The 23389-nt window shown below is 66.6% G+C and carries 18 protein-coding genes; 12 read left to right on the top strand and 6 right to left on the bottom strand.

Features of this window, described 5'->3' with window-relative positions; translation table 11 throughout:
• Positions 1–25: 25 nt before the first annotated feature.
• On the bottom strand, positions 26–3874 hold the full coding sequence (locus tag ACRSCF_RS05540; RefSeq protein WP_432675291.1) for a tetratricopeptide repeat protein: 3849 nt from the start codon (positions 3872–3874) through the stop codon (positions 26–28).
• On the bottom strand, positions 3840–6659 hold the full coding sequence (locus ACRSCF_RS05535) for a bifunctional glycoside hydrolase 114/ polysaccharide deacetylase family protein (RefSeq protein ID WP_392443430.1): 2820 nt from the start codon (positions 6657–6659) through the stop codon (positions 3840–3842). Before ACRSCF_RS05535 ends, ACRSCF_RS05540 begins: the two co-directional genes overlap by 35 nt.
• Before the next feature lie 234 nt (positions 6660–6893).
• On the opposite strand from ACRSCF_RS05535, the gene galE reads away from it, so the two are divergent.
• From galE to tatC, 10 genes are all read left to right on the top strand, one after another.
• Positions 6894–7904, top strand: coding sequence for a UDP-glucose 4-epimerase GalE (gene galE / locus ACRSCF_RS05530; RefSeq protein ID WP_432675288.1), 1011 nt, complete (start codon positions 6894–6896; stop codon positions 7902–7904).
• A 76-nt stretch (positions 7905–7980) separates the two neighbouring features.
• Complete coding sequence (gene hisF, locus ACRSCF_RS05525) at positions 7981–8781, top strand: imidazole glycerol phosphate synthase subunit HisF (RefSeq protein WP_013800786.1); 801 nt, start codon at positions 7981–7983, stop codon at positions 8779–8781.
• A gap of 244 nt (positions 8782–9025) precedes the next feature.
• Positions 9026–9424: a phosphoribosyl-AMP cyclohydrolase gene (gene hisI, locus ACRSCF_RS05520; RefSeq protein WP_174538852.1), complete on the top strand. Its 399-nt coding sequence runs from the start codon at positions 9026–9028 to the stop codon at positions 9422–9424.
• Positions 9421–9834 carry a phosphoribosyl-ATP diphosphatase gene (locus ACRSCF_RS05515; RefSeq protein WP_016445563.1) on the top strand — a complete coding sequence of 138 codons (414 nt, stop codon included), beginning with the start codon at positions 9421–9423 and terminating at the stop codon, positions 9832–9834. The genes hisI and ACRSCF_RS05515 overlap by 4 nt, the downstream gene beginning before the upstream one ends.
• A complete protein-coding gene (locus ACRSCF_RS05510; RefSeq protein WP_013800783.1) occupies positions 9831–10223 on the top strand; it encodes a DUF4870 family protein in 393 nt (130 codons plus the stop codon). Before ACRSCF_RS05515 ends, ACRSCF_RS05510 begins: the two co-directional genes overlap by 4 nt.
• Positions 10224–10242: 19 nt before the next feature.
• On the top strand, positions 10243–11274 hold the full coding sequence (locus ACRSCF_RS05505; RefSeq protein ID WP_016445562.1) for a patatin-like phospholipase family protein: 1032 nt from the start codon (positions 10243–10245) through the stop codon (positions 11272–11274).
• Between the two features lie 42 nt (positions 11275–11316).
• The gene (locus ACRSCF_RS05500; RefSeq protein WP_016445561.1) at positions 11317–11679 is read left to right on the top strand and encodes a histidine triad nucleotide-binding protein; all 363 of its coding nucleotides are present in this window, start codon (positions 11317–11319) and stop codon (positions 11677–11679) included.
• A 155-nt stretch (positions 11680–11834) separates the two neighbouring features.
• Positions 11835–12074, top strand: a complete 240-nt coding sequence (tatA, locus tag ACRSCF_RS05495) for a Sec-independent protein translocase subunit TatA (RefSeq protein WP_016445560.1) — start codon at positions 11835–11837, stop codon at positions 12072–12074.
• Between the two features lie 21 nt (positions 12075–12095).
• Positions 12096–12593 (top strand): Sec-independent protein translocase protein TatB, encoded by a 498-nt coding sequence (gene tatB, locus ACRSCF_RS05490; protein WP_012207353.1) that lies wholly within the window; start codon positions 12096–12098, stop codon positions 12591–12593.
• 150 nt (positions 12594–12743) lie between these two features.
• Positions 12744–13568, top strand: coding sequence for a twin-arginine translocase subunit TatC (gene tatC / locus ACRSCF_RS05485; RefSeq protein WP_016445558.1), 825 nt, complete (start codon positions 12744–12746; stop codon positions 13566–13568).
• Between the two features lie 210 nt (positions 13569–13778).
• On the opposite strand, the gene ACRSCF_RS05480 is transcribed toward tatC, so the two are convergent.
• The 4 genes from ACRSCF_RS05480 to ACRSCF_RS05465 all read right to left on the bottom strand — a co-directional run bounded on the left by ACRSCF_RS05480 (position 13779) and on the right by ACRSCF_RS05465 (position 21888).
• Positions 13779–15254 carry a glutamate synthase subunit beta gene (locus tag ACRSCF_RS05480; RefSeq protein WP_126310914.1) on the bottom strand — a complete coding sequence of 492 codons (1476 nt, stop codon included), beginning with the start codon at positions 15252–15254 and terminating at the stop codon, positions 13779–13781.
• Positions 15255–15323: 69 nt separating this feature from the next.
• Complete coding sequence (locus ACRSCF_RS05475; protein ID WP_016445556.1) at positions 15324–20054, bottom strand: glutamate synthase-related protein; 4731 nt, start codon at positions 20052–20054, stop codon at positions 15324–15326.
• A gap of 188 nt (positions 20055–20242) precedes the next feature.
• Entirely contained in the window at positions 20243–20953 is a 711-nt protein-coding gene (locus ACRSCF_RS05470) for a transposase (protein WP_016445555.1), read from the bottom strand.
• A 95-nt stretch (positions 20954–21048) separates the two neighbouring features.
• The gene (locus tag ACRSCF_RS05465; protein WP_046239363.1) at positions 21049–21888 is read right to left on the bottom strand and encodes an IclR family transcriptional regulator domain-containing protein; all 840 of its coding nucleotides are present in this window, start codon (positions 21886–21888) and stop codon (positions 21049–21051) included.
• Positions 21889–21974: 86 nt separating this feature from the next.
• Between ACRSCF_RS05465 and ACRSCF_RS05460 the strand changes: the two genes are divergently transcribed.
• Both ACRSCF_RS05460 and ACRSCF_RS05455 read left to right on the top strand, forming a co-directional pair.
• Positions 21975–22676 carry a 3-oxoacid CoA-transferase subunit A gene (locus ACRSCF_RS05460; protein ID WP_012207359.1) on the top strand — a complete coding sequence of 234 codons (702 nt, stop codon included), beginning with the start codon at positions 21975–21977 and terminating at the stop codon, positions 22674–22676.
• 26 nt (positions 22677–22702) lie between these two features.
• The gene (locus ACRSCF_RS05455; protein ID WP_026062883.1) at positions 22703–23362 is read left to right on the top strand and encodes a 3-oxoacid CoA-transferase subunit B; all 660 of its coding nucleotides are present in this window, start codon (positions 22703–22705) and stop codon (positions 23360–23362) included.
• Positions 23363–23389 lie beyond the last annotated feature (27 nt).

The raw sequence follows: 23389 nt of genomic DNA, 5'->3' as shown, positions 1-23389 counted from the left end.
GGAAAGGCTCCTTGAAGTCTTCGGATCAGTAGTGGAGGCGGTAGGTGAGCAACAGCTCGCGGGTATTGCCCACGGTGTTGATGCCCGACTTGGACAGGTTCAGGCCCAGCGCGAGGTGGTCCGCGCCGAACAGGCTGGTGGCCAGGCCCATGCCCAGCTCGTAGCCCGCGCCGTTGATGCTGTGGTGCGTCAGGGCCAGGCTGGCATAGGGCCGCAGCGCGCGCGTGTATTGCTGCTCGTAGCCCGTGTTGAACATCATCTGCAGGCCCGAGAAGCGGAAGCTGCGCGGCAACAGATAGTCGATGGTGGGATCGTTGAACGCAGGCAGGTAGCCCAGGATGGCCGCATTCCTGCCCTGCAGCAGCGCCGGGTCGGTGCGGCTGTAGCGGTGCCAGGAGGTGAAGGCGCCGAACTGCAGGGTGGGTGCCTCGCTGCGATAGGTGTGCAGGTATTGCAGCATCGCATGGTTGCCGGAGCCCACGCGGACGCCGCTTTGCACGCGGTAGCGCTCCGATGCCAGCTCCAGCGTGATCTGGTCCAGGCGCGAGAGCTGGTAGCTGCTGCCCAGCGACACGCGGTCCTTCATGCCGCCCATGCGCATGGCCAGCGTTTCCTGCGTGGCCAGGTGCCGGCCCAGCGATGCCTGCAGGCTCCAGCGGCTGTCCACGTTGTAGGTCTGCGTGAACTGCATCGGCGTGTAGCTCTCCAGGCTTTCGCGCCGGCCCAGCATGAACTCGCTGGAGGCCGACTGCGTCTTGCGCGTCAGGCGCAGGCCGATGCCCCGCTCCTGGGAGGGTCCGCGCACCAGGGTGCTTTTGTTGACCGTGCGGCGCACGTCCTCAGCATCCAGGTCCAGCGCCCAGCGGGGGTTGAGACCCACATGCCAGCGCAGCCGCGAGACCTGCTCGTCGATGGCGTCCATGCGGCGATTGCGCAACTGCAGGCCGCCGTAGTCGCTGAAGGCCAGCAACTGCTCGGTCAGCCCCAGGTGAAGGGGATCGTCGTCGGGCTGGTAGGCCATGCTCTCGAAGCCCGCGGTCTGCGCCAGCCGCACATCGCCCACCATGGCCGCCGCGTTGATGCGGTCGTAGCGCGGCAGTGCCTCGTCATGGCGCTGCAGCAGCTGCCCGGCCTGGGCCACATCCTTTTCCGCCAGGGCCACCGTGATCTCGGCCCACAGCGGTGCGCTGGCACTCTTGCTGCGGCTGCGCGCGTACTGCTGCCAAAGGTAGCCGCGCTCGGCCTGGTATTCGCCGCGCTCCTGCAGCCAGGCGATGGCCAGCTCGGCCGCAGCAGCGGAATGCTCGCGGCGCCCGCCTTCCAGGTCCATGCGCAGCAGCTCGCGCATCAGGGCGAATTCGGCATCGCCCTGGGTATGAAAGAGCATGAGCCGGCTGCGTGCCTGGCGCTGGACCTCGTCCAGGCCCTCGGCGGTCAGCCAGCGGCGGGCCGCATCGGCCGAAGGGCCCTGCTGCGCACGCGTGCGCGCCTTCTCGCGCTGCCACAGCTGCTGCCTCAGGTTCCAGGCCTGGTCCGCCTGCTGGTTCTGCTCCAGCGCGTCCGCGTACTGCATCATCCACAGGAAGTCGTCGGCATGCTCCGTGCGGTGCGGCTTCAGATACCGCTCCAGCGCAACGGCCGGGCGCGACAGCGTCATGTAGGCCGCCGCCAGGGCGCCGTGCATGTCGGCATCACGTGCCCACACGGGCTCGGCCGCCGCCAGCAGCAGCTTGAGGGCCGCCGCGTTCTGCGTGTCGATCAGCAGCCACATCAGGCCCTGGCGCAGCGGCGTGGAGCCGGGGTCCAGCGCCAGGCCCTTCTCGAAGGCTTCCATGGCCTTTTTCGGCTGCGCAGTGCGCTGGTAGTAGGCGCCCAGGATCTGGAAGAAGGTGGGCTGGCCCATCAGGCGCTTGAGCAAGGCCGGGTCGGCCATGATGCGCTCGACCTGGCGGCCGATCTGCGTCCAGTCCTCCTGGTCCTCCAGCAGGTAGAAGGCCTGTGTCAGATGGCGCACGTCCTGGAACTGCTCCCAGGCATGCAGGGACATCTGGGCCGCCTCGCGGCGGTCGGTGCGCTGCAGCAGGCGGATCACTTCGTCGTAGTCGCTGATGCCGGCGTGCGGCGTCTGCAGCAGGCGGCGGTAGGCCTTGAGCGTCAGCGCCTCCTGGCGCTGGTCCTGGGCCAGGTCGCCCAGCAGGCGCCAGTACTCGCCTTCGTCCTGCATGCCGGCCGGAACGCGCGTCTGTGCGTCTTCCAGCCAGCGCAGGCCCAGCGCCGGCTCGCCCTGCAGCAGCGCGAGCACGGCGGCGGGCATGACATGGGCCGGCGTGCGCTGCTCGGGATCGCTGAGCACGCGCTTCCATGCCTGCAGCGCCAGCGGCGGACGGCCTGCGCGCTCAGCCAGCTGGGCCAGCAGAATCTGCGACTGCGGCGTACTGCCGTGCTTTTGCAGATAGTCGATGGCCGCGCCCGGCTCGGCCTGGCGCTCATAGGCCTGGACCAGCGCCTGCAGCAGCGCGGCATCCTGGGGACGGCGGCTCAACTGGTGGCGCAGGCCGGCAATCAGGGCGCGGTCGTCGAACAGGCCCGGCGCCAGGCGCATCACCGTCTTCCAGGCATCTTCACGGCCCGTGTTCTGCGCAATGACCAGCCAGTTGTCCAGGGCCTGCTGCTGCTGCCCCATCCATTCGGACACCTGGGCCAGGCGCTCGCGCCAGGCCATGTCCTGCGGCGCCTGGCGCACCGCGGCCGTGGCCACGCGCCAGGCGTCCTCCAGATTGCGGTTCTCGAGGAACACCTCGTAGCCCAGCTGGTAGGTCTTGTCGTCAAAGGGCAGGCCCGGCGGCGGCTTGCGCGCGGGGTCGGCCGTGCGCAGCATGCGCCAGCCCGGGGCGGTCCAGGCCACGGGCTGCAGTGCCCAGGCGCCGTCGTCGGCCACTGCGGACGCTACGGCCGGGCCTGCTCCCGAAGCGCCTGCCACCTGCACCTGCCATTGCTGCAGCAGGGACAGCTGCAGCAGCCGCTTGGCATAGCGCTCGGCCTCGGCCCGGTTGCCGGCCGCGCGCGCCAGGCCGATGAGCCTTCGCAGCGTTTCCGGGTCGCTGCCCAACAGTTCTTCCTGCTGGCGCGCCAGCGCCAGCGCTTCGCTGGCACGGTTGCCGGACTGCAGCACCTGCAGGGCCTGCCAGAGGTAGGCGCGCGACTGCTGGACGTCCTCGGTCGTGGCGCTGGCCTGGCGCAGCAGCCGCGCCGATTCCTCGTACAGCGACATGCCCAGCGCCTGCCGCGCAGCGGACTCATAGACCTGCGCCTTGCGCGCGGGATCGGCCTGGCGCTCTGCCACGTCGTCGTAGATGCCCAGGGCCAGCGGTGCGTCCTTGAGTACCAGCGCCGAAGAGGCCAGGTACAGCGCCTGCTCCTGGGTCAGACCCGCCAGCGGGACCTCCTTGAGCGCCTGCATCACCTGGAGCGCCAGGGCATCGGCCTGCCCTCCGGCGCGATGGTCCTGCTTTTGCGCCTCCAGATAGTTCTGGTAGGCGGCCTGCCAGCGCTCCCAGGCCTGGACGGCGGCGCTGGGCAGCGCCTGCTTGGCTGCCTCTTCGCGCGCCAGCTTGATGGCTTTCAGGCGCTCCTCCTTGGCCTTGAGCAGGGCGCGCAGGTTTTCATTGCCCGGGTCGCTCTTGAGCAGGTTGCTCAGGTAGTTGTAGGACAGCTCGGAATCATCTCCGGTGACGGAGAGCCGGCGCTCCAGATCCTGCTTGGGAAACAGCATCCACAGGGCGCCACCGATCAGTACCGCCAGCAGCACGATCAGCCAGAAGGGAACCGTGACGGGGCGCTCAGAGCCCCCGGCATTGCGCTTGGAGTTCAACACTGTGATGGGTACTTCTGAAGGAACGGAGGTTGGAGCTGCCCGTATCGGCACCCGCCACGGCAATGAGGGGATTGGCGGCGTTCAGGGAACTCAGCGCACAGCCGGACGGCAGGTGCATGCGCAGCTCCAGCGGCACATGGCCCTGCAGGGTCAAGCGCACGCCGCCATCGGCCTGGGGCAGCCATTGCGTGAGCCGGGCATTGGCATCCACCAGATAGGGGCGCGCCGCGGAGGCGGCCGCGCCTGCGGCATCCTGCTGCACCAGGTATCCGGCGCCGCCGGCCAGGTGAAGGTAGTTTCCGTCCGTGCCCTTGGCATAGCCGGCGATGCCGCGGCTGGCAGCCATGGACGGCAGGGCCATGCCGGGCGGCATGCGCAGCGTGCGCAACTGGCCCGGGCCCCGCAGGCGCCAGCCCTGCGCGTCGCGGCCGATGGCGAATTCGTAGAAATCCTGCACCTTGCGGATGTACTCGGAGCTGTAGACCGGGTTCAGCCGCTGCGCCAGCGCCCACTGGTAGACCTTGTGCAGGGCCTTGATGCTGGCCTGCTTGCTGGCGGAGTAGGAGTGGTAGTAGATGTCCACGGCCTTCATGCGCCGGGGCGCGTCGGTCATCTCGAAGGTTTCGATGACGCGCTCGAAGCCGTAGAACGGCCCGTGCCAGAGGTTGGTGTAGATGTTCTCGTTGGTGACGGGCGCATAGATCTGCAGATGGCCGCCCTTGCGCAGGCCCCAGCTGCGCACCTCCGTCAGAGAGGGATTGCTGCGCGTGATGGCCGTGTCGCCGCCATTCATGTTGAGCAGTCCCGCCGCGTCGGAGATGGCCAGGGCCTCGGCGCTGGGCGCCGTGTTGCCGGTCCACAGGAACACGTCCACCGGCTTGCCGGGCGGCGCCAGGCGCTTGCGGATGTAGTCGACCGAGCCATTGATCTCCCGGTTCATGTCCATCTGGTAGCCGGGGATGTGGAGGTTGAGGTTCACCTCCTTGCTGTCATCCCCGTCGGGCGCTGCCCCGGGCTCCCAGAAGAAGGGATGGGAATAGGAATGGCTGGCGATCTCGACATGGGGCATGGCGAAGATGCGCTTGGCAATGCCCTCCAGCTGGTCAGCCCATTGCGGATACAGGCCCTGCGGCGAGACTTCGGCCTCGATGACCGAGATGGTGTGCGGAATCCTGTAGCGCTCCAGGATCTCGCGGCGCAGCACTTCGCCCGCGAAGGGCGTGCCCGGCAGCTCGGCCTTGGAAGGAAAGCCGTCCCCGTCCACATGAGCCAGCAGCAGGCGGCGGCCGTTCTCGGTGGTGACGTCGGGCACCGGAAAGTCCTGCAGGCGCAGCGCCTCGCGCAACAGCGCGAAGGGGTCGATCACCCAGCGCGACTGGTCGGTGCCCGGCATGCCCACCACCACATAGGGCATGAGTGCAAAGCCGCCCCAGGGCGTGATGGCGGCCGACACGAAGCGGCGCCCCCGCTTGTCGTCGAAGGACAGCAACTCGCGGCTGCCCCTGGCCATCTGCGGCGTGAACTCCCAGCCTTCGTAATCGTGCGCTGGCTCGGCCGGCTGTATCTCGAAACCCATGACCGGCGCCTTTTCGGCGCGCCGCAGCGGGAACACGGGTGCCGCTTCCGTGCTGCGCGTGCCCAGGGCGGCCGACATGGTGCGGTCCTGTGACAGGCCCAGCGTATTGAGCACCAGCAGCGGCATGCCCTGCTGCACCTGGTTGGCCAGCCACTGCCGCACGCTTTTGGCCCGCATCTCGGGCACCGCGCCGCCGAACCAGCTCACCACGCCGGCATAGCGGTCACGCGCCACGCCTTCAGGCAGGGGCTCGCGCACATCGGCGTAGTCGGCGACGTAGCCCATGTAGTTCAGGGGCATTTCCAGGAAGCGGTGCGCCGATGCGCCGTTGATGGACGGATAGTCGGCACCGTTGTAGAGAATCAACACCCTGCGCGCCACCGCCTCCACCTGGCCTATGCCCAGGGTCTGCAGCCCGGCATCGGAAACCCAGGGGATGATGCCCAGCTGCGCAATGCGGCGGGCGGTCTCACGCGTGGCGTCGCGGTCATGCGGGGCCACGTAGTCGATGGACAGCACCGGCAGGCGGTCGCGCTCGCGGATGGTCTGCAGTTGCTGCAGCAGCCATTCGCGGTCTTTCTCGGGCACGTTCACATAGCGCTTGAGGCTGGCATCCCAGCCCCGCAACAGCGACTCGGCCGCCACCATCTGTACCTTGTCCCTCACGCGCGGCACGATCTCGAAGCCCCGGTTCAGGATCAGGCGGATGCCGGGATAGCGCTGGTGCAGCGTCTCGATGACGCGCACCAGGCCGTCCTGCTGGGCCTTTTCGTCGAAATTCGTGGCCAGGCGGTAGGAGTCCAGCGTGTCCAGGAAGAAGCCGCGAAAGCCCTGCTTCCACAGCGGCGCGATCACCTCGTCGGCAAAGAAGGCGGGCCACTGCGCGGGTGTCTGGTCCAGGACGATGGACTGCCAGGCGCCGTTGCGCGCCATCTTCCAGGCCTCGGGAATCTTGCCGAAGTAGGCGCGCTCGGGCAGCACCTCGGCCACGGAAGCGTAGGCATACAGCTCGCTGCCCGGGGCCTGCTTGCGAAACCGGACCGGGTCATAGCCATGGCCCGGCTCCACGACGGCAATGTCGTAGAGGCTCAATTCACTGAGCGATGCCTTGTTCCCGTAATAGACAGCCACCGCGGGTTCGGCAGCCTGCACCACCCAGCCGCACAGCAACCCCCAGCAGACCAGGCAGCTTCGCAGGAAACCGTTCATGGCCTTCTCCTCAGGGCGTGGTGATGCCCCATCAATTCATAGTTTTTATGCATCAAATTTCTTAACAATTTGATGAAAGCTATCGTCAATCCGACGAAAAGCGGGCCGAGCATAACGTTGTTTGTCTACAAATGTGTTTTCTCCCTACTTTTGTGCTCAGCCCACTTGAACCCGAGGAAAAGCTGGGTTATTGCGATACTAGGCACGCCAAAAAATCACCAATGAGAGGTATTCATGATCCTGGTCACAGGCGGCGCCGGCTTCATCGGCTCCCACACCTGCGTGGAGCTGGCCGCCGCAGGCGAGCCCTACCTGATCTACGACAACTTCAGCAACAGCAGCGCCGACGTGCTCGACCGCATGGAACGCATCACGGGCCGGCGCCCGCTGTGCGTGGAAGGCGATGTGCGCGACCGCGCCGCGCTGGACCGGCTGTTTGCCGAGCACTCCATCCGCGAGGTGATCCACTTCGCCGCACTCAAGGCCGTGGGCGAATCCGTGGCCCAGCCACTGCGCTACTACGAACACAACGTGGGCGGCACGGTCGCCCTGCTGCAGGCCATGCAGGCGGCGGGCGTGCACAGCCTGGTGTTCTCCTCCTCGGCCACGGTCTACGGCGACCCGGCCAGCCTGCCGATCCGCGAGGATTTCCCGCTGTCTGCCACCAACCCCTACGGCCGCAGCAAGCTGTGGATCGAGGAAATGCTGGCCGACCTGGACCGCGCCGAGCCCGGCCAGTGGCGCCTGGCACGGCTGCGCTACTTCAATCCCGTGGGCGCCCATGAAAGCGGCCTGATCGGCGAGGACCCACGCGACATCCCCAACAACCTCATGCCCTATGTGTCGCAGGTCGCCATCGGCCAGCGCCAGCAGCTCAGTGTCTATGGGGATGACTACGCCACGCCGGACGGCACGGGCGTGCGTGACTACATCCACGTCACCGACCTGGCGCGCGGCCACCTGGCGGCGCTGCGCCATCTGCGTAAACAGCAAGGCCTGCTGACGGTGAACCTGGGCACGGGGCGCCCGGTCTCGGTGCTGGAGATGGTCAAGGCCTTCGAGCGCGCCAGCGGCCGCCCCGTGCCCTACCAGATCGTGGCGCGCCGCCCCGGCGACGTGGCCCAGTGCTGGGCCGACCCCGCCGAGGCCGAGCGCCTGCTGGGCTGGAAGGCCATGCTGGACCTGGACCGCATGTGCGAGGACGCATGGCGCTGGCAAAGCCAGGCCGCAGGTCTCAAGCGCTGAACCCCGCAGCGCCTGCGGACGCCGAGGGCGTGGTATCTTTTCGCCCTTGTTTCACGCCCTAGCCACGAGTCTGCCCATGCTTGCCAAACGCATCATCCCCTGTCTTGACGTCACGGGAGGGCGCGTCGTCAAAGGCGTGAACTTCGTGGAGCTGCGCGATGCGGGCGACCCGGTGGAGATCGCCGCGCGCTACAACGCCCAGGGCGCGGACGAGCTGACCTTCCTGGACATCACGGCCACCAGCGATGGCCGAGACCTGATCCTGCCCATCATCGAATCGGTGGCCAGCCAGGTCTTCATTCCGCTGACCGTGGGCGGTGGCGTGCGCACCGTCGAGGACGTGCGCCGCCTGCTCAACGCGGGCGCCGACAAGACCAGCTTCAACTCGGCCGCCATCGCCAATCCCGATGTGATCAATGCCGCCTCCGACAAGTACGGCGCGCAGTGCATCGTCGTGGCCATCGACGCCAAGCGCCGCACCGCCGAAGACGAGCAGCGCATCGGCGCCGACGGCCGCGCCGCCGGCCCCGGCTGGGATGTCTACAGCCACGGCGGACGCAAGAACACCGGCCTGGACGCCGTGCAGTGGGCCGCAGAAATGGCGCGCCGCGGCGCGGGCGAGATCCTGCTGACAAGCATGGACCGCGACGGCACCAAGTCCGGGTTCGACCTGAAGCTCACGCGCGCCGTCAGCGACGCCGTGCCCGTGCCCGTGATCGCCTCCGGCGGCGTGGGCTCGCTGGACGACCTGGCCGATGGCGTGACCCTGGGCGGCGCCGACGCCGTGCTGGCCGCCAGCATCTTCCACTATGGCGAATTCACCGTGGGCCAGGCCAAGCAGCGCATGGCCGAGCGCGGCGTGCCCGTGCGCCTCTGATACGGCGCGTCGGCGGACTCCTTCATTTCAGTTTTCCATGGCGCTCGCGCCGCCCACAACCCATGAAACCGGCGCGGCCCAAGGGACCAGGGACAGCGAGCAAGGGCCGCCCCGCAGCAAGGCTGTCGTCTCCCTCCCGCGCAGCGAGAGAGGGGGAAGGCGCGAAGCGACTCAGGGGGTGTATTTTCAATCCAGGCAATTCCTGACAATGCTGTCACAGGGATTCCAACCCAGGATATTCACAATGCAGGCAATGAACTGGCTAGATCAAGTCAAATGGGATGCGCAGGGCCTGGTGCCCGTGATCGCGCAGGAAAAGGACACGGGCGACGTGCTGATGTTCGCCTGGATGAACCGCGAGGCCCTGGCCAAGACGGCCGAGCTGGGCCGCGCCGTCTATTTCAGCCGCTCGCGCAACAAGCTGTGGTTCAAGGGCGAGGAATCGGGCCACGTGCAGACCGTGCACGAGGTGCGCATCGACTGCGACAACGACGTGGTCCTGCTCAAGATCACCCAGACCGGCCACGAGCCCGGCATTGCCTGCCATACGGGGCGCCACAGCTGCTTCTACAGCGTGCTGCGCGATGGCCAGTGGCAGGCCGTCGATCCGGTCTTGAAAGACCCCGAATCGATCTACAAATGAATTCCACGAACATGAACGACACCGCAAGCACTTCCTCGCAGGACGCCCTGGCGCGCCTGGCCGCCGTCATCGAAAGCCGCAAGCCCGCCAACGGCGGCGACCCCGACAAAAGCTACGTCGCCCGCCTGCTGCACAAGGGCCCGGATGCCTTTTTGAAGAAGATCGGCGAAGAGGCCACCGAAGTCGTCATGGCCGCCAAGGACGCAGACCATGGCGGGGACGCCGGCAAAATCCTCTACGAAGTGGCCGATCTGTGGTTCCATAGCATGATCGCCCTGGCCCACTATGGCCTGACGCCCGCCCAGGTCGTCGCCGAGCTGGAGCGCCGCGAAGGCACCAGCGGCATCGAGGAAAAGGCGCTGCGCAAGGCCCAGGAACGTGATGTGAACGAGAAAGGACCGCTGCCATGAATGACGATTACATCGAAGTCCGTGCCCTGGACCAGTCCCGCATCGAAGGCCTCAAGGCCTGGGGCTGGGTCAGCTACCTGCTGCACCTGGTGGTGGCCGTGGCCGCCGTCGTGCCCGGCGCCCAGCCCAGCATCGCGCTGCTGGTGATCGCCCTGATCATCGACCTGGTCAAGCGCGGCGACGCCGAAGGCAGCTGGATGGCCAACCATTTCTCGTGGCGCATCCGCAGCGTGATCTGGGCCGGCATCCTGTACCTGGTCACGGCACCTCTGTGGCTGCTGTTCTTCGTGCCCGGCTGGATCGCCTGGACGGTGATCTCCATCTGGTTCCTGTACCGCATCGTGCGCGGCATGGTCGCCATGAACCGCAACCAGGCCGTGGACCGCTGAAGCCGCCGGCCCGCCCGCCATGTCCTCCACCCCGACCTGCAAGATCAACCTCGCCCTGCAGGGCGGGGGCTCGCACGGCGCCCTGACCTGGGGCGTGCTGGACGCACTGCTGGAAGACGGCAGCCTTGTCTTCGACGGCATCAGCGGCACCAGCGCCGGCGCCATGAATGCCGTGGCCCTGGCACAGGGCTTTGCCCAGGCCGCGCGCCAGGAAAGCGATCCTGTGGCCGCCCAGGCGCTGGGCGCCCAATTGGCCCGCGCCTCGCTGACCGAACTGTGGGAAGGCGTGGGCACCATGGGCAGCCTGATGTGGGGCGCGCCATTGCCGGGCAGCCCCTTCATGGGCGTGCTCAACCAGTTCTTCTCGCCCTACCAGACCAACCCGCTGGACATCAACCCGCTGCGCAAGCTGCTCGAACGGGTCGTGGATTTCGAGGCGCTGACGCGTCCGCCCGTGGAGGGCGTGGTGCCCAAGGTCTTTGTCTGCGCCACCAATGTGCGCACAGGCCGGGGAAGCATCTTTTCGGGCAGAAGGCTCAGTGCCGACGCGGTCATGGCCTCGGCCTGCCTGCCCCAGCTGTTCAAGGCCGTGGAAATCGATGGCGAGCCTTACTGGGACGGCGGTTTCTCGGGCAATCCCGCCCTGTATCCCCTGATCTACGGCACGGCGTCCAGCGACATCCTGCTGGTGCAGATCAATCCCATCGAGCACACCGACCTGCCCAACACGGCGGCCGACATCATGGACCGCATGAACGAGGTCACCTTCAACGCCGGCCTGCTGTCCGAGCTGCGCGCCATCGAATTCGTCAAGCGCCTGCTGGAGCAGGGCAAGCTGGACCCGGCACGCTACAAAAAGGTGCTGCTGCACCGCGTGGACGGCGGCGCGGTGCTCAAGGGCTACGGCGCCTCGACCAAGACGCGCTCGGACATGCGTTTCGTGCGCGAGCTGTTCGAGCTGGGGCGCGAGCAGGGGCAGCACTGGCTCCAGCAGCACCGCAGCGACATCGGCGTGCGCCAGACACTGCACATCAACGACAATTCACCCTGATTTTTCGATCCACCGCCAGCTTCCCAGGACTCCCGTAGCGCCATGCACGACCACGACCCGAACTGCCTGTTTTGCCGCATCATCAAAGGCGAGATCCCTTCCCGCAAGGTCTATGAAGACGATGAAGTCTTCGCCTTCCACGACATCCATCCCGGCGCGCCCATCCACTTTCTGATGGTGCCCAAGAAGCACATCCCCTCCATGGCCCAGGTCCAGGCCGACGACGCTGCGCTGCTGGGCCGCATGATGGTGCTGGCGCCCCGCCTGGCCGCCGAGCAAGGCTGCAATCCGTATCCCGACGGCGGTTTCCGTCTGGTGGTCAACACGGGCACCGAGGGCGGACAGGAAGTCCACCACCTGCACATCCATGTCATGGGCGGCCCCCGCCCCTGGCTGAAGGGCTGAAGCCTTTGCTGGACGCAGGCTAGCGCGCAAGATGGCCCGCCTCTTGCTTGCGACTTCTGCGTACATGCGCCGGCCGAACGGCTTTTGTGGGGCCTTGCGAACTGCCGCCATGGCCCGGCGTCTAAAATGATCTGCAATTCTTAGGAGAGATTCTCATGGGCTCGTTTTCCATCTGGCATTGGCTGATCGTCCTGGCCATCGTGGTTCTGGTGTTCGGAACCAAGAAGCTGAAGAACATCGGTTCCGACCTTGGCGGTGCAGTCAAGGGCTTCAAGGACGGTGTGAAGGACGGCTCGACCTCCACCGACACCCCCGCAGCTGCCCCTGGCCAGGTTGCAGGCCAGACAGCCACCGACAAGGCCACCATCGACGTCGAAGCCAAGCAAAAGAGCTGATGCTCCGCACGCCAAGCCTCCATGTTTGATATCGGTCTGTCCAAGATGGCGCTGATCGGCGCCGTGGCTCTCGTGGTCATCGGCCCCGAGAAGCTGCCGCGCGTGGCGCGCACCGTCGGTACCCTGCTGGGCAAGGCCCAGCGCTACGTCTCCGATGTGAAGGCCGAGGTCAACCGTTCGATGGAACTCGACGAGTTGCGCAAGATGAAGGACACGGTGGAAGGCGCGGCGCGTGACGTCGAGCAGTCCATCCACACTTCGGCCGCCAATTTCGAGAAGGACTGGAACGAGTCCACGGCATCGCTCAACGGCACGTCTTCCTCGTACGACTCCTCTTCCTACGGCTCGGACAGCGATACGTACAGCGCCGTGGCGCCGGCCTACCGCCACCCGGGCAAGAACTGGCGCCTCAAGCGTGCTGCCGTGCCCCAGTGGTACAAGGCCCGGGCCGGCGTGCGCACCAAGGCGCAGTCGGGCGCGGCGCGCGTGGCGCGCTTTCGTCCCCAGAAGTCCCGCTGAAGATGCTGGCGCGCAGCGGGCCACGAGGCAACCGGCCCAGCCTCTGCCACCCGGGCACCCGCCATCGCCCCACCCTGCCCGATCCGTCGGGCTTTCTGCTTTTCATACCAGGTCCGTGGACGCCCTTGCGGCCCGCCGCGGTTTCGCACCATGTCCGACATTCCACCTAAAGACGACGAGCTGGCAGGCACCGAGCAGCCTTTCGTCCAGCACCTGATGGAGCTGCGCGACCGCCTGCTCTACTGCATCTACGGCATCGGTCTGGCGATCGCCGTGCTGGCCGTATGGCCCGGCCCCAACGGGCTGATCGACTTCATCGCCCACCCGATCAAGGCCCACATGCCGCCCGATGCCAAGCTCATCGCAGTCGGCGTGTTCACCCCCTTCTTCGTGCCGCTCAAGGTACTGATGATGGTGGGCATCTTGGCCGTGCTGCCCTGGATCATGTACCAAATGTGGGCCTTCGTGGCGCCCGGCCTGTACAGCCATGAAAAGCGCTTTGCGCTGCCGCTGATCATCTTCGGCAGCCTGCTGGCCTATATCGGCATCGCCTTCGTGCAGTTCTTCGTGCTCGACAAGATGTTCGCCTTCATCCAGGGCTTCACCCCGGACAGCGTGGCGGCCACGCCGGACATTGCATCGTATGTGGAGGCCATCCTGTCGCTGTACCTGGCCTTTGGCCTGGCCTTCCAGGTGCCCATCGTGGTCATGCTGCTGGTGCGCTTCGGCCTGGTGGACATCGCCAAGCTCAAGTCCTTCCGCGGCTATTTCATCGTGGTGGCCTTCATCATCGCCGCCGTGGTCACGCCGCCCGACGTGATCTCCCAGCTGGCCCTGGCCGTGCCCATGTGCATTCTTTACGAGATCGGCATCCTGGGTGCCGGCTGGTTCAGCCGCGTCTCCAAGGCGCCGGAAGAAGAAGCCGAACCCGGCACCGCAGTGGACAAGCCCGCAGAGGATAAACCCTCCCCCTGAGTCGCTTCGCGCCTTCCCCCAGAGGGGGACGACACCCTCGGTGCGGGGCGGCGCGGCCGGCCCAGGCCCTTCCTCGGTGTCTCTCGCTTTAGGGCGCGCCAGTTTCAAGGGCCTACGCTGAAACACGAGGAATTTGTAATAAAAAGCCCTTGGTTCATCACCAAGGGCTTTTTCTTTGTCTATGGCCAAGCCCCTTCCGGGGTTGGCATCTCACCGAGGCAGGTCGGACGTGCCCATGAGGAACTCGTCAATGGAGCGAGCGGCCTGGCGGCCTTCGCGGATGGCCCAGACCACCAGGGACTGGCCGCGGCGCACGTCGCCGGCGGCGAAGAGCTTGGGCACGCTGGTGGCGTAGCCGCCCGTGAAGTCGGTGGTGGCCTTGACGTTGCCGCGTGCGTCCTTGTCCACGCCAAAGGCATCGAGCACGGCCTGCACGGGGCTGACGAAGCCCATGGCCAGCAGCACCAGGTCGGCCTTGAGCACCTGCTCGCTGCCGGGCACCTCGACCATCTTGCCGTCCTTCATTTCGATGCGCACGGTCTTGACGGCCGTGACCTGGCCCTTCTCGCCGATGAACTCCTTGGTGGCGATGGCGAACTCGCGCTCGCAGCCTTCCTCGTGGCTGGAGCTGGTGCGCAGCTTGATCGGCCAGTAGGGCCAGACCAGGGGCTTGTTCTCCTGCTCGGGCGGCATGGGCATCAGCTCGAACTGGGTCACGCTGACGGCGCCATGGCGGTTGCTGGTGCCCACGCAGTCGGAGCCGGTGTCGCCGCCGCCGATGACGATGACATGCTTGCCATCGGCACGCAGCTGGCCCTTGAGCTTGTCGCCGGCATTGACCTTGTTTTGCTGCGGCAGGAACTCCATGGCGAAATGGATGCCCTTGAGTTCGCGGCCGGGCACGGGCAGGTCGCGCGACTGCTCGGCACCGCCGGTCAGCAGCACGGCGTCGAACTCGGCCATGAGCTGCTCGGGGCTGACGGTTTCCTTGGCCCAGTTGGTGACCTTGGAGTCTTCGCCCAGGCCGTCCTTGCCCGCCACCAGCACGCCGGTGCGGATCTTGACGCCTTCGGCCACGAGCTGCTCGACGCGGCGGTCGATGTGCGACTTCTCCATCTTGAAGTCGGGAATGCCGTAGCGCAGCAGGCCGCCGACGCGGTCGTTCTTCTCGAACAGCGTCACATCGTGGCCGGCGCGGGCCAGCTGCTGCGAGGCCGCCAGGCCTGCGGGGCCGGCGCCGACCACGGCCACCTTCTTGCCGGTCTTGCGGCTGCTGGGCAGCGGCTTGACCCAGCCTTCGGCCCAGGCACGGTCGATGATGGCGTGCTCGATGGACTTGATGCCCACGGCATCGTCGTTGATGTTCAGGGTGCAGGCGGCCTCACAGGGCGCGGGGCAGATGCGGCCCGTGAACTCGGGGAAGTTGTTGGTGCTGTGCAGCACGGCGCTGGCGCTCTTCCAGCCGCCGTGGAAGACCAGGTCGTTGAAGTCCGGAATGATGTTGTTGACCGGGCAGCCGTTGTTGCAGAACGGCGTGCCGCAGTCCATGCAGCGCGCGCCCTGGATCTTGGCCTGGCTGTCATCGAGGCCGATGACGAATTCCTTGTAGTGCTTCACGCGCTCGGCGACGGGCGCATAGCCCTCCTCGAGGCGCTCATATTCCATGAAGCCGGTGGTCTTTCCCATGATTCGTTGTCCTGATGTGTGGGGTGCAGGGATGGGTGCGGGCCGCTGCCCGCATCCTTCGCTTCCTTGTTATTTGGCGGCCACGGCTTCCTTGGCGTGTTCCTCGACCTCGGGCGTGGCGGGCTCTTCCATCACCTGGCGCTCGTACATCTCGGACAGGGCACGCTTGTACTCGCTGGGGAAGACCTTGACGAACTTGGAGCGGGCCGCCGCCCAGTTGTCCAGCAGGTCGCGGGCGCGCTTGGAGCCGGTCCAGCGGCTGTGCGCCTCGATCAGCGCGCGCAGCTGGCGCTCGTCGGTTTCGCGGCGGTGCCAGACGGCGGGCGAGACCTGGGCCAGGTGCTCGTCGTGGGGCAACACCTGGTCCAGCGAGACGGACGCCTTGTTGCAGCGCTCGGCGAAGCGGCCATCCTCGTCGTAGACATAGGCCACGCCGCCGCTCATGCCGGCGGCGAAGTTGCGGCCGGTCTTGCCCAGCACCACCACGGTGCCGCCGGTCATGTATTCGCAGCCGTGGTCGCCCACGCCTTCGACCACGGCGGTGGCGCCAGACAGGCGGACCGCGAAACGCTCGCCGGCCACGCCGCCGAAGAAGGCCTCGCCGCTGGTGGCGCCGAACATCACGGTGTTGCCCACGATGGTGTTGCTGGTGGTATCGCCACGGAACTCATGGCTGGCGTGCACCACCACGCGGCCGCCGGACAGGCCCTTGCCCGTGTAGTCGTTGGCGTCGCCGCGCAGGTTCAGCGTGATGCCGTTGCACAGGAAGGCGCCGAAGGACTGGCCGCCGGTTCCCTCGAAGTGGATGCGGATGGTGTCATCGGGCAGGCCTTCGGGATGCACGCGCGTCACGGCACCGGAGAGCATGGCGCCCACGGAGCGGTTGACGTTGCGCGCCACTTCCATGATGCGCACGCGCTCGCCGTTCTCGATGGCGGGCTTGCAGCGCTCGATGAGCTTCACGTCCAGCGCCTTGTCCAGCAGGTGGTCCTGCTTTTCGACATGGAAGCGCGCCACGTCGGCGGGCACTTCGGGCTGGGCGAACAGGCGCGAGAAGTCCAGGCCCTGGGCCTTCCAGTGCTGCAGGCCCTTGCGGGTGTCCAGCAGGTCGGAGCGGCCGATCAGGTCGTCGAACTTCGCCACGCCGAGCTGGGCCATGATCTGGCGCACTTCCTCGGCGATGAAGAAGAAGTAGTTCACCACATGCTCGGGCTTGCCCGAGAACTTGGCGCGCAGCACCGGGTCCTGCGTGGCCACGCCCACGGGGCAGGTGTTCAGGTGGCACTTGCGCATCATGATGCAGCCCTCGACGACCAGGGGCGCCGTGGCGAAGCCGAACTCGTCGGCGCCCAGCAGCGCGCCGATGACGACGTCGCGGCCGGTCTTCATCTGGCCGTCGGCCTGCACGCGGATGCGGCCGCGCAGGCGGTTGAGCACCAGGGTCTGCTGGGTCTCGGCCAGGCCGATCTCCCAGGGCGAGCCCGCATGCTTGATGGACGACCAGGGCGATGCGCCCGTGCCGCCGTCATGGCCTGCGATGACCACGTGGTCGCTCTTGCACTTGGCCACGCCGGCCGCGATGGTGCCCACGCCCACTTCGGACACGAGCTTGACCGAGATGTCGGCGTGCGGCGCCACGTTCTTCAGGTCATGGATCAGCTGGGCCAGATCCTCGATGGAGTAGATGTCGTGGTGGGGCGGGGGCGAGATCAGTCCGACGCCGGGCACGGAGTGGCGCAGCTTGCCGATGTAGTCGGACACCTTGCCGCCGGGAAGCTGGCCGCCCTCGCCGGGCTTGGCGCCCTGGGCCATCTTGATCTGCACCTGGTCCGAGGACGACAGGTACTCGGCCGTGACGCCGAAGCGGCCCGATGCCACCTGCTTGATCCTGGAGCGCAGCGAGTCGCCGTCCTGCAGCTCGATGTCGGCCTCGACCTTGTCGGCGCCGATGATGGAGCCCAGGGTCTCGCCCTTCCTGATCGGGATGCCCTTGAGCTCGTTGCGGTAGCGCTGGGGATCTTCCCCGCCTTCGCCGGTGTTGCTCTTGCCGCCGATGCGGTTCATGGCCACTGCCAGCGTGGCATGGGCCTCGGTGCTGATGGAGCCCAGCGACATGGCGCCCGTGGCAAAGCGCTTGACGATCTCCTTGGCCGACTCGACCTGGTCCAGCGGGATGGCCTTGGCCGGGTCGAACTTGAACTCGAACAGGCCGCGCAGCGTCATGTGGCGCTTGCTCTGGTCGTTGATCAGCTGGGCGTATTCCTTGTACGTGCTCCAGTTGTTGGAGCGCGTGGAATGCTGCAGCTTGGCGATGGCGTCGGGCGACCACATGTGCTCTTCGCCACGGGCGCGCCAGGCGTATTCGCCACCGGCGTCCAGCATGGTCTCCAGCACGGGATCGTCACCGAAGGCCGCGCGGTGGTTGCGGATGGTTTCCTCGGCGATCTCGAAGACGCCGATGCCCTCGACGCGGCTGGCCGTGCCGGTGAAGTACTTGTCCACGGTGTCGCTGTTCAGGCCGATCACCTCGAACAGCTGGGCGCCGCAATAGGACATGTAGGTGGACACGCCCATCTTGGACATGATCTTGGACAGGCCCTTGCCGATGGCCTTGACGTAGTTGTAGATGGCCTTGTCGGCCGACAGGTCGCCGCCCAGCTCCTTGTGCATGTCGGCCAGGGTTTCCATGGCCAGGTAGGGATGCACGGCCTCGGCGCCGTAGCCCGCCAGCACGGCGAAGTGGTGCACTTCGCGCGCCGTGCCCGTTTCCACGACCAGGCCGGCCGTGGTGCGCAGGCCCTCGCGCACCAGGTGCTGGTGGATGGCCGACAGCGCCAGCAGCGCGGGGATGGCCACCTGGGTGGCGCTCACATGGCGGTCGCTGATGATCAGGATGTTGGCGCCGCCCTTGATGGCGTCCACGGCCTGCGCGCACAGCGATGCCAGCTTGGCTTCCACGCCCTGCTTGCCCCAGGACAGCGGGTAGGTGATGTCGATCGTTGCGCTCTTGAACTTGCCCTGCGTGTGTCGTTCGATGTCGCGCAGCTTGGCCATGTCGGCGAAGTCCAGCACGGGCTGGTGCACTTCCAGGCGCATGGGCGGGTTGACCTGGTTGATGTCCAGCAGGTTGGGCTTGGGTCCGATGAAGGACACCAGCGACATCACGATGGCTTCGCGGATGGGGTCGATCGGCGGGTTGGTCACCTGCGCGAACATCTGGCGGAAGTAGTTGTACAGCGGCTTGTTCTTGTCCGACAGCACGGCCAGCGGGCTGTCGTTGCCCATGGAGCCGATGCCTTCCTCGCCGTTCTTGGCCATGGGGGCCAGCAGGAACTTGATGTCTTCCTGCGTGAAGCCGAAGGCCTGCTGGCGCTCGAGCAGCGGCAGGCTGGCGGCCTCGGGGCCGGCATGGGTGTCACCGCCCACGCTGCCCAGCTTGATGCGCAGGTTCTCGATCCACTGCTTGTAGGGCTTGGTGTTGACGATGTTGGCCTTGAGCTCGTCGTCCTCGATCAGGCGGCCCTGCTCCAGGTCGATCAGCAGCATCTTGCCGGGCTGCAGGCGCCACTTCCGCACGATGGCGCTGTCGGGCACGGGCAGCACGCCGGCTTCGGACGCCAGGATGACCAGGTCGTCATCGGTGATCACGTAGCGCGAGGGGCGCAGGCCGTTGCGGTCCAGCGTGGCGCCGATCTGGCGGCCGTCGGTGAACACGATGGAGGCCGGGCCGTCCCAGGGCTCCATCATGGCGGCGTGGTATTCATAGAAGGCGCGGCGGCGCTCGTCCATGGACTCGTGCTGTTCCCAGGGCTCGGGAATCATCATCATCACGGCCTGGCTGATGGGGTAGCCGGCCATGGTCAGCAGTTCCAGGCAGTTGTCGAACGTTGCCGTGTCGGACTGGCCGGCGAAGCTGATGGGATAGAGCTTCTTGAGGTCCTCGGCCAGCACGGGCGAGGCCATCACGCCCTCGCGCGCCAGCATCCAGTTGTAGTTGCCGCGCACGGTGTTGATTTCACCGTTGTGGGCCACGTAGCGGTAGGGGTGGGCCAGCGGCCACTCGGGGAAGGTGTTGGTGGAAAAGCGCTGGTGCACCAGGCCGATGGCCGAGACGCAGCGCTCGTCGGACAGGTCGTTGTAGTACACGCCCACCTGGTCGGCCAGCAGCAGGCCCTTGTAGACCACGGTGCGGCTGCTCATGCTGGGAACGTAGTATTCCTTGCTGTGCTTGAGCTTGAGGTTCTGGATGGCGGCGCTGGCCGTCTTGCGGATCACGTACAGCTTGCGCTCCAGCGCGTCCTGCACGATCACGTCGGCGCCGCGGCCGATGAAGACCTGGCGCAGGATGGGTTCCTTTTCCTGGACCGTGGGCGACATGGGCATGTCGCGGTTCACGGGCACATCGCGCCAGCCCAGCAGGACCTGGCCTTCGGCCTTGATGGCGCGTTCCATCTCCTGCTCGCAGGCCAGGCGCGAGGCGTGTTCCTTGGGCAGGAAGATCATGCCCACGCCGTACTCGCCCGCGGGCGGCAGGGCCACGCCCTGCTTTGCCATCTCTTCGCGGTAGAGCTGGTCGGGAATCTGGATCAGAATGCCCGCGCCATCGCCCATGAGCTTGTCGGCACCCACGGCACCGCGATGGTCGATGTTTTCGAGGATCTTGAGCGCGCCGGTGACGATGTCATGGCGCTTGACGCCCTTGATATGCGCAACAAAGCCGAGGCCGCAGGCGTCGTGCTCGTTGCTCTTGGAGTACAGACCGTGGTCTTGGAGATGCTTGATCTCGGCAGCCGTCGTCATGGCGGAATCCTCAAATTTTTCGCAGGGAACGCAAGATTAAGGCAAGGCATCACCTCATGCAATAAATTTATATAAGGGTCAGATCCCAATTAATTCCAGAACAAAAAAATCGGAAATTAATAAGGGACATATTTATTTCACAGAGGCCTGCGATGAGGAATCAAGCACTTGCAGACCATCAGTGGGTACTAACGCACTGTTGTGGTGCGCTCATTGGTCCGTCCTGGCGGACGGCCGGCGCGCTGGCGGGTCACGCGGCGCTCGGTGCGCTGTTGTAAATCGGCAATGAATTGCTCATCGCCCAGCGCCCAGCCCCGCAGCGCCGACTGGCTGATGCGTTCGCCGTCATCGCTGCTGACGCCCTCTTCCACGGCCGACACATACGCCGCGTCGCGCGCAAACGGGGTGTTGCCCAGCTCCCAGAACACGGCATGGGGCTGGATCAGCGCGTCGCTGCGCAGGCCGGCGTTGTGCGCGTAGCTGGACCAGGGCCAGTCGGCCGGCCGCTGGACCAGGCCGGCGCGCACGGGGCTGTCGTCCATGAAGACCATGGTGGGCAGCAGCCAGCTGGGCTGCAGCACCGTGCCGCGATAGCGACCTTCCCACAGCGTGCCGCTGCGGCCGTGGCGGTCGTTGAAGTAGCGCACATAGCGCCGGCCCACGGCCTGCATGAACCTGGGCAGGCCATCGTCGGTGCGCGGCGTGGCCAGCAGGTGGAACTGGCTGGGCAGGAGCACGTAGGCATGCACGGCCAGCTCGCAGCTGCGCGCCATCTCGCGCAGCAGCCCCAGCATGGTCTCCCGGTCCTGGGCATCGATGAAGATGTCCGCGCCGTTGTTGCCGAGCTGGATGATGTGGTGCGGCAGATCCGCAATGGTGAGTCTGGGCAGGCGGGCCATGGTGCTGGGTGCAGGCAAGCGGGTGCAGGGCGTGGAGCGGCAATTATGGAGCGCCCCGCCCCGCCCCGCGCTGCCGCACTGCGCCACACTCCGTTTTACAGGGAAAGACGCGACGAGGCCCTCAACAGCTGGCTCACCAGCTGCGTGGCGGCCAGCAGCCGGGGCAGCAGTTGCACGCGCATCATCTCGGCGCTGTTGCGGTTGGCCTGGCCGCTGATGTTGAGCGCGGCCACGGTGCGCCCTGCCGCGTTCTTCACGGGCGCCGCGATGGAGATCAGGCCTTCGGCCAATTCCTGGTCCACCAGGGCCCAGCCCTGGGCGCGCACCTCCAGAATGCGCTGGCGCAGGCGCTCGTCGTCCTGCTCGGTCAACGCCGTGAACTGGCGGCGCTCGCGCGCATCCAGCAGGGCCTGCAGGGATTCATCGCTCTCGCCGGCCAGCAGCACGCGCCCCATCGAAGTCCAGCAGGCCGGCAGGCGCGAGCCCACGCTGAGGTTGGTGCTCATGATCTTGTGGGTGTGCACGCGCAGCACATAGACGATGTCGCCCCCATCGAGCACGGCGGCCGAGCAGGACTCCTTGACCTCGTCGACCAGGTTTTCCATCACGGGCTCGGCCAGGTTCCAGACCGGGGTGGAGCTGAGGTAGGCAAAGCCCAGTTCCATGATGCGCGGCGTGAGCTGGAACAGCTTGCCGTCGCTCTTCACATAGCCCAGCGTCTGTAGCGTCAGCAGGATGCGCCGGGCCCCGGCGCGCGTGAGCCCCGTGCGCGCCGCCACCTCGCTGAGCGTCTGCGCAGGCGCCTCGGCGCTGAACGAGCGGATCACGCCCAGGCCGCGCGCGAAGGACTGCACATAGCTGTCGCCGGGGCGCGGCGTACCGCCCTCTTCTTCAACCCCACCTGTGGAAATTACGGAAGCGGCTTTTTTTTCCATGGCCCTATAATTCTTTCTGCGAACTTTTGTTCTACATACGAACATTTTAGCGCAGCGCCAGCGGCCTGCATACCGGAGACAAGCAAGTGATCAACAAAATCACCGACACCATCGCCGAGGCGTTGTCGGGCGTCCAGGACGGCTCCACCGTGCTGATCGGGGGCTTTGGCACCTCGGGCAATCCCACCGAACTCATCGACGGCCTGATCGCCCAGGGCGCACGCGAACTGACCGTGGTCAACAACAACGCGGGCAACGGCGACCAGGGCCTGGCCGCGCTGCTCAAGAGCGGCCAGGTGCGCAAGATCATCTGCAGCTTCCCCCGCCAGGTGGACAGCTGGGTGTTCGACGACCTGTACCGCAGCGGCAAGATCGAGCTGGAACTCGTGCCCCAGGGCAACCTGGCCGAGCGCCTGCGCGCCGCCGGCGCCGGCATCGGCGGCTTCTTCTGCCCCACGGCCTATGGCACGGAGCTGGCCAACGGCAAGGAAACGCGCGAGATCAACGGCAAGCACTATGTGCTGGAGCATCCCATCCACGGCGACGTGGCACTGGTCAAGGCCGAGAAGGGCGACCGCTGGGGCAATCTCACCTACCGCATGTCGGCCCGCAACTTCGGGCCCGTGATGGCCACGGCGGCCAAGCACACGATCGCCACCGTGCACGAGATCGTGGAGCTGGGCGCGCTGGACCCCGAGGCCGTGGTCACGCCCGGCATCTACGTGAGCCAGATCGTGAAGATCGACCGCGTGGCCACCCAGGCCGGCGGCTTCAAGAAAACCGCATGAGCGCCCCAACCGCCGAAAGCAAGAGCATGAGCAGCTACCAGAAACGCAGCAAGCAAGAGCTGGCCCGGCGCGTGGCCGAAGACATCTTCGACGGCGCCTACGTCAACCTGGGCATCGGCATGCCCACCCAGGTGGCCAACCATATCCCGGCCGGCCGCGAGGTCATCCTGCAAAGCGAGAACGGCATCCTGGGCATGGGCCCGGCGCCCGCCGAAGGCCAGGAGGACTATGACCTGACCAATGCCGGCAAGCAGCCCGTCACCCTGCTGCCGGGCGGCTGCTACTTCCACCATGCCGACAGCTTCGCCATGATGCGCGGCGGCCACCTGGACATCTGCGTGCTGGGCGCCTTCCAAGTCTCGGCCACGGGCGACCTGGCCAACTGGAGCACGGGCGAGGCCGGTGCCATTCCCGCCGTGGGCGGCGCCATGGACCTGGCCGTGGGTGCACGCCAGACCTGGGTGATGATGGACCTGCTGACCAAGACCGGCGAATGCAAGGTCGTCGAGGCCTGCAGCTATCCGCTCACGGGCCTGTCCTGCGTCAAGCGCATCTACACCGACCTGTGCACGCTGGAATGCACGCCCGAGGGCCTGCGCCTGATCGACACCGTGCCCGGCCTCTCGCACGCCGAGCTGCAGTCCATCGTGGGCCTGCCCATCAAGGACGCGACGGCCACGGCCTGATCCCTCCGCTCCCCCAGTGGGTGCGCT

Source organism: Delftia sp. 11MD (genome assembly GCF_050907895.1).
GTDB classification, from domain to species: domain Bacteria; phylum Pseudomonadota; class Gammaproteobacteria; order Burkholderiales; family Burkholderiaceae_C; genus Comamonas; species Comamonas tsuruhatensis.
The sequence above is the reverse complement of the archived record's forward strand: the minus strand, read 5'-3'. Positions and strand labels throughout refer to the sequence as shown.

Bases quoted from the DNA above. Each gene is read 5' to 3' on its own strand.
- ACRSCF_RS05535 (WP_392443430.1), bottom strand. From the start codon at position 6,659: ATGAACGGTTTCCTGCGAAGCTGCCTGGTCTGCTGGGGGTTGCTGTGC.
- tatA (WP_016445560.1), top strand. From the start codon at position 11,835: ATGGGCTCGTTTTCCATCTGGCATTGGCTGATCGTCCTGGCCATCGTG.
- ACRSCF_RS05455 (WP_026062883.1), top strand. From the start codon at position 22,703: ATGAGCAGCTACCAGAAACGCAGCAAGCAAGAGCTGGCCCGGCGCGTG.
- tatC (WP_016445558.1), top strand. From the start codon at position 12,744: ATGTCCGACATTCCACCTAAAGACGACGAGCTGGCAGGCACCGAGCAG.
- ACRSCF_RS05515 (WP_016445563.1), top strand. From the start codon at position 9,421: ATGAATTCCACGAACATGAACGACACCGCAAGCACTTCCTCGCAGGAC.
- ACRSCF_RS05505 (WP_016445562.1), top strand. From the start codon at position 10,243: ATGTCCTCCACCCCGACCTGCAAGATCAACCTCGCCCTGCAGGGCGGG.
- ACRSCF_RS05470 (WP_016445555.1), bottom strand. From the start codon at position 20,953: ATGGCCCGCCTGCCCAGACTCACCATTGCGGATCTGCCGCACCACATC.
- hisI (WP_174538852.1), top strand. From the start codon at position 9,026: ATGCAGGCAATGAACTGGCTAGATCAAGTCAAATGGGATGCGCAGGGC.
- ACRSCF_RS05465 (WP_046239363.1), bottom strand. From the start codon at position 21,888: ATGGAAAAAAAAGCCGCTTCCGTAATTTCCACAGGTGGGGTTGAAGAA.
- ACRSCF_RS05475 (WP_016445556.1), bottom strand. From the start codon at position 20,054: ATGACGACGGCTGCCGAGATCAAGCATCTCCAAGACCACGGTCTGTAC.
- ACRSCF_RS05500 (WP_016445561.1), top strand. From the start codon at position 11,317: ATGCACGACCACGACCCGAACTGCCTGTTTTGCCGCATCATCAAAGGC.
- hisF (WP_013800786.1), top strand. From the start codon at position 7,981: ATGCTTGCCAAACGCATCATCCCCTGTCTTGACGTCACGGGAGGGCGC.
- galE (WP_432675288.1), top strand. From the start codon at position 6,894: ATGATCCTGGTCACAGGCGGCGCCGGCTTCATCGGCTCCCACACCTGC.
- ACRSCF_RS05480 (WP_126310914.1), bottom strand. From the start codon at position 15,254: ATGGGAAAGACCACCGGCTTCATGGAATATGAGCGCCTCGAGGAGGGC.
- tatB (WP_012207353.1), top strand. From the start codon at position 12,096: ATGTTTGATATCGGTCTGTCCAAGATGGCGCTGATCGGCGCCGTGGCT.
- ACRSCF_RS05510 (WP_013800783.1), top strand. From the start codon at position 9,831: ATGAATGACGATTACATCGAAGTCCGTGCCCTGGACCAGTCCCGCATC.